General features: G+C 50.6%; 10 protein-coding genes and 1 pseudogene. 6 read left to right on the top strand and 5 right to left on the bottom strand.

What is annotated here, in order from left to right; genetic code table 11:
* Both H6F90_RS05815 and H6F90_RS31425 read left to right on the top strand, forming a co-directional pair.
* A partial coding sequence (locus H6F90_RS05815; RefSeq protein WP_190551056.1) for an alpha/beta hydrolase occupies window positions 1–659 on the top strand: 659 nt, incomplete at its 5' end.
* A gap of 102 nt (window positions 660–761) precedes the next feature.
* Window positions 762–1,256, top strand: coding sequence for a phosphotransferase (locus tag H6F90_RS31425; protein ID WP_190551055.1), 495 nt, complete (start codon window positions 762–764; stop codon window positions 1,254–1,256).
* Here H6F90_RS31425 and H6F90_RS05805 read toward each other — a convergent pair.
* Window positions 1,148–2,395, bottom strand: coding sequence for an IS256 family transposase (locus tag H6F90_RS05805; protein ID WP_190551054.1), 1,248 nt, complete (start codon window positions 2,393–2,395; stop codon window positions 1,148–1,150). The genes H6F90_RS31425 and H6F90_RS05805 overlap by 109 nt on opposite strands.
* Before the next feature lie 67 nt (window positions 2,396–2,462).
* On the opposite strand from H6F90_RS05805, the gene H6F90_RS05800 reads away from it, so the two are divergent.
* The 3 genes from H6F90_RS05800 to H6F90_RS05790 all read left to right on the top strand — a co-directional run bounded on the left by H6F90_RS05800 (window position 2,463) and on the right by H6F90_RS05790 (window position 5,036).
* Complete coding sequence (locus H6F90_RS05800; RefSeq protein WP_255524966.1) at window positions 2,463–3,122, top strand: phosphotransferase; 660 nt, start codon at window positions 2,463–2,465, stop codon at window positions 3,120–3,122.
* 156 nt (window positions 3,123–3,278) lie between these two features.
* Window positions 3,279–3,776, top strand: coding sequence for a GNAT family N-acetyltransferase (locus tag H6F90_RS05795; RefSeq protein WP_190551051.1), 498 nt, complete (start codon window positions 3,279–3,281; stop codon window positions 3,774–3,776).
* Window positions 3,777–4,406: 630 nt separating this feature from the next.
* Window positions 4,407–5,036, top strand: coding sequence for a P-loop NTPase fold protein (locus tag H6F90_RS05790; protein ID WP_190443330.1), 630 nt, complete (start codon window positions 4,407–4,409; stop codon window positions 5,034–5,036).
* A gap of 183 nt (window positions 5,037–5,219) precedes the next feature.
* Here the strand turns inward: H6F90_RS05790 and H6F90_RS05785 are convergent, their stop codons facing one another.
* The 3 genes and pseudogenes from H6F90_RS05785 to H6F90_RS31420 form a co-directional block, all read right to left on the bottom strand.
* The gene (locus tag H6F90_RS05785; protein WP_190442041.1) at window positions 5,220–5,609 is read right to left on the bottom strand and encodes a hypothetical protein; all 390 of its coding nucleotides are present in this window, start codon (window positions 5,607–5,609) and stop codon (window positions 5,220–5,222) included.
* 436 nt (window positions 5,610–6,045) lie between these two features.
* Window positions 6,046–6,270: a hypothetical protein gene (locus tag H6F90_RS30565; RefSeq protein WP_242024359.1), complete on the bottom strand. Its 225-nt coding sequence runs from the start codon at window positions 6,268–6,270 to the stop codon at window positions 6,046–6,048.
* A gap of 66 nt (window positions 6,271–6,336) precedes the next feature.
* Window positions 6,337–6,810 (bottom strand): annotated as a pseudogene (locus H6F90_RS31420) (class I SAM-dependent methyltransferase); the annotation flags it as partial.
* 173 nt (window positions 6,811–6,983) lie between these two features.
* Here H6F90_RS31420 and H6F90_RS05775 point away from each other — a divergent pair.
* Window positions 6,984–7,937 (top strand): IS630 family transposase, encoded by a 954-nt coding sequence (locus H6F90_RS05775; RefSeq protein WP_190551045.1) that lies wholly within the window; start codon window positions 6,984–6,986, stop codon window positions 7,935–7,937.
* A gap of 102 nt (window positions 7,938–8,039) precedes the next feature.
* Here the strand turns inward: H6F90_RS05775 and H6F90_RS05770 are convergent.
* Window positions 8,040–8,227: DUF924 family protein (locus H6F90_RS05770; protein WP_190551043.1), on the bottom strand; the 188-nt coding region annotated here is incomplete at its 5' end.

Raw genomic sequence — 8,227 nt, 5'->3', positions numbered from 1 at the left:
TCGATACCTATGTTGAAGATGCTGCACTTTGGATTCAGCAATTGCAGGCAGATTCTCGTTTCTCAAGCATCACCGTAATTGGTCACAGCGAAGGCTCTCTGATTGGAATGCTGGCAACCCAAAAAACCGGAGCAGATGCTTTTGTATCAATCGCCGGAATTGCCCAAACTGCATCACAAGTTTTACAAGATCAACTGCGACCTAGATTGCCAGATGCATTATGGCAACAGAATGAGCAGATTCTTGCTGCTCTAGAGCAAGGGAAGAGAGTGACCTCTGTTCCACCAGAACTCAACGAGTTCTACAGATCGAGCATCCAACCCTACCTCATTTCCTGGTTTCGCTATACCCCTGCCCAAGAGATTAGGCGTCTCACTATCCCTGTTCTAATTGTTCAAGGAACAACGGATATCCAAGTGTCTGTAAGGGAGGCGCAAGACCTGAAGAGGGCTAAGCCGGATGCGGAGCTTAGAATCATTGAGGGGATGAATCACGTGTTAAAAGCTGTTCCATTAGACCCTGAACAGCAAAATGCTTCCTATTCTGATCCAACGCTGCCAGTTGTGCCTGAGGTAGTTGAGGGTATAAGTCAATTTATTCACAGCAGTAGAATACGCCGTGAGTCTAACCAGTCGCTGCACCGGAACGTGTCAAGTTAAGTGGTTGAGTTGCAAAGGTTTTCTGCGTCCGGTGAGCTTGGTCGTTCTGCTGCTTGAGTTATCGTAGAGGCAGCAGTTTGAGTCTTGTCTGTAGGACGACGAATGAGTTTATCGGAGTTTACCAAACAAGCGATATTTGAACAATGGTCATTTCTCGCTGAGGCAACGTTTGAGCTAACAGCGCAGGGTTCAAGCCGTGCAGTTTATTTTGTTCGCGCCTCAGAGCATCAGTTTGTTCTAAAGTTTTACGCAGCTACCACTGCGATCGCTCAGATTCACTATGAGCATTCATTGCTTACGTTTCTAGACTCTGCTCATCTCCCTTTCGCGATTCCAGTACCCCTCCAGACCGCTTCTGGCGAAACCTTTATTGTCGTTGAAGTGGATGGACAATTGCTTAACGCTGCCCTACTGCCTCGGTTAGTCGGACACCCAATGGAGCGGCGAAACCGAGAGTGTCAAGAATTTTGTGTAAGCCAGAGTTGGGCTCAGTGGGATAGGCGGTCTGGGAACTCGATGGCAAAGCGCGAGAGTGCTTGTTTCCAGTTGGGGATCGGCATCGTCCATCGCTTGGCAATATTAGTCAGGGCCAAGTAGAGCAATTTGAAGACGGACTCATCACTGGGGAAGTGGCCCTTCGTCTTGAGTACCTTACGCAAGGAACGATTCAGCGACTCAATGGCATTGGTGGTGTAAATCACTCGGCGGATGTCTGCCGGATAGTCAAACAACGGGATGATGTGCTCCCAGTGCCGCAACCACAGTTGGCTGATGGAAGGATAATGCTCGTCCCACTTCTGGGCAAAGGTTTCGAGGGCTGACTCCGCTCCAGCAACCGTAGCAGCTTGGTAGATGGGTTTGAGGTCGGCTACGGCTTCGCGCTGCAACTTCCAGGGCACATACTTGAGTGAGTTCCGCATCAAGTGAACGATGCACAACTGGACCCGAGCACGAGGATAAACGGTCTTGATGGCTTCTGGAAATCCCACCAGACCATCGACACAAGCGACAAAGACATCTTCCACCCCTCGGTTTTTCAATTCCGTCAGCACCGAGAGCCAGAACTTAGCTCCTTCTGCTGGGGACATCCACATCCCCAGCAGTTCCTTGTGCCCTTCGAGGTTGACTCCCAAGACGAGGTAAACAGCCTGAGACCTCACTCGTCCTTCGGAACGGACTTTGACATAGAGCGCATCTAACCAGACGATGGGATAGACCTTGTCCAAGGGTCGGGCTTGCCATTGGCGCACCTCTTCAGCGACCGCATCGGTGACCTGACTAATCAAGGTGGCAGAAATTTCAACCCCATAGAGTTCTTCCAACTGCGCTTGGATATCCCTAGTGCTCAATCCTCGTGCATAGAGGGCGAGGATTTTGTCATCCAACCCGCTGATGCGTCGTTGTCCTTTTCTGACTAGAACGGGTTCAAACTGGCTGAAGCGATCTCGGGGCACCTGAAGTTCGAGGGTGCCAAGTTCAGCTTGCACCGTCTTTTTGGAGAAGCCATTGCGAGAATTGCGGCGCTCCTTGGGTGGCTCTGCTTCAGCAATCTGGGAGTTGTGCTGGTGTTGGAGATGATGAGTGAGTTCTGCCTGCAATGCCTTTTCCACTAGACGTGTGGTGAGCTGCTTCAGCAACCCTTGTTCTCCAAGAACGGCTTCGGGTCCGGAGTAATCTTGCAGCAGTTCATCGAGCAACTGGTCGACTTTGGCGGCAGAAGGATGGGATTCTTTCATGGGCGGTCTCCTGTCATTGGATGTTATTTTGACCGCTTACACAAAATAATTTACAGTCTCGCGAAACCTGCATCAGATTCAATCGGCTGGTTTTGCCTTGGCGACGTTGCACAATGCGCTTGCCGAGTTCGATCCGCAGGGTCAGTACGCGAAACTGCCGTTTTGGGGAGCATTAGACCGAATTCATCCGCAAGTCAGCGATCCCTTCACAGTTCCACAACTTTTACAGCTAGGTTTAGAGGAACAGAGACATTTAAATCAACTGTTAAATGAGGCAATCGAATCCTCTCCTGAGCTATACGCAACACTTTCCATTCAGACCATTCATGCAGATTACATAACACCAAACATTCTCGTGAACCAGGATCAGGTGGTTGGAATTCTAGATTTTGAGTTTGCAACGCGCGATTTGCGATTGTTGGATTACATGAGTAGCTTAGATCAGCTTGCATCCTTTCCTTGGCAGGAGGTTTTATTTGAGGAAATTGTGCGAGCCTTTAGCACGGGCTATCAAGCGTTGTCTTTACTGACACTGGCAGAAATGAGAGCTGCCATTTCGGTGTGGAAGCTGCAACGCGCCAGTTCGCTGGTCTACTGGACAGGGTGGTTAGTGGAAGGAAAAGGGAGTCGGCAAAAAATTGTTGATGCTGTTGTGGAGACGCTGAGATTTGAAACGTGGCTCCAATCCAATCAGAGGAAGTGGCTTGATGCTTTAGGTTGCGTGTGAGTTTATAAAGTACAGAAACATTGCTGGTAGCGACAGAACAATTCGATTGCAGCGGACAAGCAAAGTTTTTTCGTCTATCGTTCTATTTTTCTCGTCGCCGCTGAATTGCACGGTTCTGCCGCTGCACACGGCTTGGCTGTTAATCAAACTTAAATTATGCAGATTGAGCATTTAGAGTTTAAGCCAATTGATTTGGCAAAGCACGCCGATGTTTGCGTAGCTTTCCGGGAAGATTCATATGTTTGCAGCTTTGGGTCAGCAGAACTCTTTCACGGGGCCGATGGCAAAGGAGCAGAACGCTACGTCAACTGGCTGTGCGAGAAGATGAAACGGTTTCCTGGTGGCTGCATTCACGTTTGGTCGGGCAGCGAAATCATCGGTCAAATGGAAATGGGACGTTTTAGGTCAGATGCCTCACTAGGTTACGTCAATTTGTACTACGTCACTGCCCGTTGGCGCGGCACTGGTGTTGCCAGTTTGCTTGATGAATATGCAACAGCCTTCTTCAAACGGCTTAGCTTGCACTCCGCCCGTTTAAGCGTCACTCCGACAAATACGAGAGCAGTAGAGTTCTATCTTAGGCATGGATGGAAGGACTTGGGGCCACGAGAGAACGCGCCTGAGGTTCACTACATGGGAAAAAATTATGCGTGACCGGCAGCAACAGAACAAGGTGCTGCACTCGACTGCCTACACTCTACGCTCGTGCTTCCACCAGCCTCTAGCGGCGAGTGAGCTGAATCGTTGTACGGCATCGCTAGCTACTACCCTCAGTATGCTGAAATGCATCATGTAGCAGAAGACAATTCATCCTTTTATGTGCGTGTCCCAGCAAAAGTTTTGGGTGCTTACGTGATGGAGAGATTACCGTTATCCTTCTTCCTGTCCATGGATTAGCCCTAACACAGCCGCTCGAGGCTCATCTCATTCCTGAAACCTTGAGGATGCCTAATAGTGAGTTTGATATATTGTTCAAACATCCTGGCGCAGAAATGATCCGAGTCCTATGCCACGATGAACCCTGCCCAGAAACTGATAAAAGCAATGAGTGAGGTTCGGCTCGATTTGGGTGTCGTTCGCTCGGATCGGGAACAACGTGCAGTTGTGGCAGACCTAGATAAATATCGAGTAGAGTTAACACAGATCTAAATACTCGGTTGTAGAGTCCTGCCGTACAACAATTGCGGTGCAACGGATTGAAAGAAGTCGCTGTTGCTGAGTCCAAGTTCTTGGTAACCTCTGACCGCAACCGTTAGTCTGCCAAGACTGAAGGGTATGGTTAGGATGACTAACAAACAATCGCCAAGTTTTGTGGTTGCTATAAGTGGTCCCTCTGGAGCAGGAAAAACTTCTCTGGTTCAAAAAGTAACCAGTTTGCTAGAAGATGCTGTATCTCTTTATTTCGACGATTATGCCTCGGTATCGAAATACCCCTCGAACTTCTCTGAGTGGATTAAAGAGGGAGCCGATCCCAATCAATGGCAAACGCCACAACTCCTTAAAGACTTACGGAGCTTACGGCGTAGGAAAGCCATTTCTCTGCCCGACAACAAAGGAATAATCAAGGCAGCCAGCTTCATTGTGATGGAGGAGCCATTTGGTAGAGAACGAGCCGAAATGAACGAGCTTATTGATTTTGTAGCATGTATCGACCTGCCGCTAGAAGTTGCCTTAGCACGTCGGTTGCTGCGAGATGTTGAATGGTGTCTCCGTGAAAGAGATCCAGAATACCTGGCAACTTATCTCAAAGAATACCTAATAGGATATCTCAGTGGTGCTACCCGCGAACTGTACCTTGAAGTAAACGCAAGGGTCTTGAAGAATTGCGATTTGGTTCTAGATGGAGTTAAATCCCTGGATGAGCTGGCAGATGAGATAATCGCTGCGATTAAAACAAAACTGGGGACAGTCTAACTGTAATCAGGAGCAGCCTAACAATCCGCCTGCACACCGACCGTTTAGAATTACCAGTTGAGTCCGAAAGTTCACTAGCGGCGGGTGAGGCGGAACGTTCATAGCTAGCAACAATGCCGAAAATGAGTGAATTCGGCATTGTTTGAGGTGCGATCGCTTGAGGACTCAAGCGCTTGAAACATATTACAAAAAGCACGCCATTGTTCGTTTTCGGCAATGTTTGTAAGAAACATATAACACCTCCTCGAAAACCGAGAAATCAAGAGGTGGGATCGCTGTATTTTGATCGCGCCTTTTCATGCCCCTAGGCTCATCTAGAGAATGTGTCCAATTTAGTCCTAGTGGAAACTCAGTATCATTATCCGCTAAAACTAAATTTTGAGAGCGCAGCGGATGAGGGAGGGGAAGTCGGTAGCGGGCATAGAAGGCGGAAGGGCGCTCTGGCCCCGCATGGCAGGTGACGTGAGAGGAGCGTCGGGTGATGTTAGATGCAGGGTGGGTCACACGAGTCTCTCCCTTAGCTTTGCCAAGCCCTTCATGACCTCTGCTCGGTTCTTGGCACTCTTCATCCACGTCGGCAACCTGCTCGCCAAGCTCTGATTGCTCCAGCCATACTCTTCGTCTCTACTCCTCTGGCGCAGGCCCGCGCTCACGTAGCTCTCTATGAAATTCAGATGCTCAACATTGTATGCCCACAGTATTTCACCGCGGCACGGTCGCTGCAACCAGAGCGGGAGATGGAAGTACCAGTCAACAGCCGCCCCGATGCACACCTGCCCCGGCTCATACTGCTCAAGAGTGGAGGAGTACATAACGCCGGAGCTGGCACACCTCCACTCTTGAGAGTGGCCACACTTCACACAAGTGAGGCTGACCTGTGAGTTTGCGCCCGACCCTCGGTGAATGACTGTGGCCTGGCGGGAGCATTCCGGGCACACAACCAAGAATGAACCCCTGAAGTCCTCTACCCTGTCTCTATCATCTGTGAACCTGCGATTCATTCAACCTCTCAACCCCGGGCTGTTGCCACGTTCGCCCTAAGCTCAAAGGCAAGCCCCGCTTCATCGGTGTATGGCCGCACCACTTCGACGCTGTCGCGAGCGATCGCCGCCATCACTCGCTCGCGCTCCGCTTCGCCCATTGTCTTGGCTGCACCACTCATGCCGACCAAGGCGATCGCGTTCATGTGCACCCAGACAGCCCCGTCATCGAAACGGATAGTGCGTGAGACCATCTTTGATTGAACGTCGTGAAAGCCGACTTCTCGGAGCAGGGTCTCAAGCGGGGCAGTCTCTCCAAAACTGTGGCGGCGGTCGATGATAGGCCCGAGGTACCGTTCCACGACCCGACGGAGTTCCCGCAACAGCGGGAGTTCTTCGTCCGCTCGCCAGGCGCTCACGGCTAATCTGCCGCCCGCCGCCAGTGCGCCTCGCATCTGCCGTGCCGCAGCAGTCTGGTTCGAGAAGAATTGAATTCCTTGCTGACAGACGACGACGTCAAACTGCTCGCGGTCGTGCAGCGGTAGTGCAGTGACATCGCCTTCGCGCCAATCGACACCCGGGGCCACTTGACGTGCGACTGCGAGCATTGCCGGACTCAAGTCGACACCGACTACCCTGGCGCTCTCGCCCAAGCGTTCCTTCGCTAGCCGCGCGAGGATGCCGGTTCCACAAGCCACATCGAGAACACAGTCTCCGGCGGTAAGCTCTACGTCGTCGAGGAGGTGTTCAGCCCAAGGACGGAACAGAGGGCGCACGAGCGCCTGCTCATACATCTCAGGAAAACTTAACCCAGCGAAGGGAAGCGTCATATCAACCTCCAACAGGCTCAGACACGCACTCTAACATTGCCCATTACCTGCCGCAGATAACTTACAGCAGTTATTGCTTGAGTAAGCCACAGTTTGATAGTCTAAGTGAGTCTTGCAAGATGAGACGATGACCACTCATGCCTGCCCCATTGTCTGTTGATTTACGGCAACGAATTCTCGCCGCATATGAAGCGCAAGAAGGCTCACAACGCCAGCTGGCAAAGCGTTTCAAGGTGAGTTTATCGTTTATCCGAGACCTGATGCGACACCATCGCCAAACAGGGACGGTGTCACCCAAACCTCGTGGAGGAGGAGCCGTTGCCAAACTAGGAAAAGAGCAGTTACCCATCGTTGAAGCCCTGGTGAAGGCTCAACCAGATGCCCTCCTAATAGAACTATGTCAACGTTTTGCTGAGCAAACGGGTGTAGAGGTGAGTGTATCAACGATGCAACGAGCCGTGTGTCAACTCAAGCTCAGCGTCAAAAAAAGTTTAATTGCGGCTGAGCAGGACACCCAACGGGTTAAGGATTTGCGCTTTGCTTACCGATTGTGGAGTTTTACACTCGACCCACGTAACTTGGGGTTTATTGATGAGACAGGCGTTCATCTGGCAATGACACGCTTGTATGGTCGTGCTCCTGTGGGTGAACGCTTGTACGACAGCGAGGCCCCTGCTGATGGAGGCAAGAATATCTCGTTGATTGGTGGCATGAGTATCGATGGCTTGATTGCCACTTTGAGTATTGTGGGCAGCGTTAACACCGATGTGTTCTTGTTCTACATTCAAGAAATTTTGATTCCTCAATTATGGGTGGGAGCAATTATTGTGATGGATAACTTGCCAGTGCATCATGCCACAGTTGTGCAAGAGGCAATTGAAGCCGTGGGAGCAAAGGTTGTGTTTTTACCTCCTTATTCCCCTGACCTCTCACCCATTGAATTATGTTGGTCGAAACTCAAGCAACTTTTACGTTCAGCGAAGGCTCGAACTCGTGAAGCACTGGATCAAGCATTAACGCGAATTATCAACGAGTGTATTTTTGAGGAGGATGTCTTGGGTTGGTTCGCTCACTGTGGTTTATTCATCTGATAACCGCTGTATACGTCATCACCAATTCACTCTCGACGGTCGGGGTGCATGGACATCTGCTTAGACGGTGATTGTAACGATGAAAAATAGGGTTTAGCTCGCTCAAGTCTCAGAAATAAACTGCGATAGGTGGGACGGCATTGAGCGCCTATGGACAAGCTGTCCACTTGCCAGATGCTCCAGTTCTTCCGGGGTTGATTGGCGTCCTAGAGCTTGATTGCGATGAGGATGACGACCGAAGCGAGTCAGTATATCTCGATGTCGGCGGGCTTGTGCTGCGGAGAACTCTA

It is taken from the genome of Trichocoleus sp. FACHB-591, assembly GCF_014695845.1.
Taxonomy (GTDB): Bacteria; Cyanobacteriota; Cyanobacteriia; order FACHB-46; family FACHB-46; genus Trichocoleus.
Note: the sequence above shows the minus strand (reverse complement) of the source record. Positions and strands in the feature narration are given on the sequence as shown.

What these genes read in the sequence shown, in the direction of transcription:
- H6F90_RS30565 (WP_242024359.1), bottom strand. Translation starts at nt 6,270, where the DNA reads ATGGTCTCACGCACTATCCGTTTCGATGACGGGGCTGTCTGGGTGCAC.
- H6F90_RS31425 (WP_190551055.1), top strand. Translation starts at nt 762, where the DNA reads ATGAGTTTATCGGAGTTTACCAAACAAGCGATATTTGAACAATGGTCA.
- H6F90_RS05805 (WP_190551054.1), bottom strand. Translation starts at nt 2,395, where the DNA reads ATGAAAGAATCCCATCCTTCTGCCGCCAAAGTCGACCAGTTGCTCGAT.
- H6F90_RS05775 (WP_190551045.1), top strand. Translation starts at nt 6,984, where the DNA reads ATGCCTGCCCCATTGTCTGTTGATTTACGGCAACGAATTCTCGCCGCA.
- H6F90_RS05795 (WP_190551051.1), top strand. Translation starts at nt 3,279, where the DNA reads ATGCAGATTGAGCATTTAGAGTTTAAGCCAATTGATTTGGCAAAGCAC.
- H6F90_RS05790 (WP_190443330.1), top strand. Translation starts at nt 4,407, where the DNA reads ATGACTAACAAACAATCGCCAAGTTTTGTGGTTGCTATAAGTGGTCCC.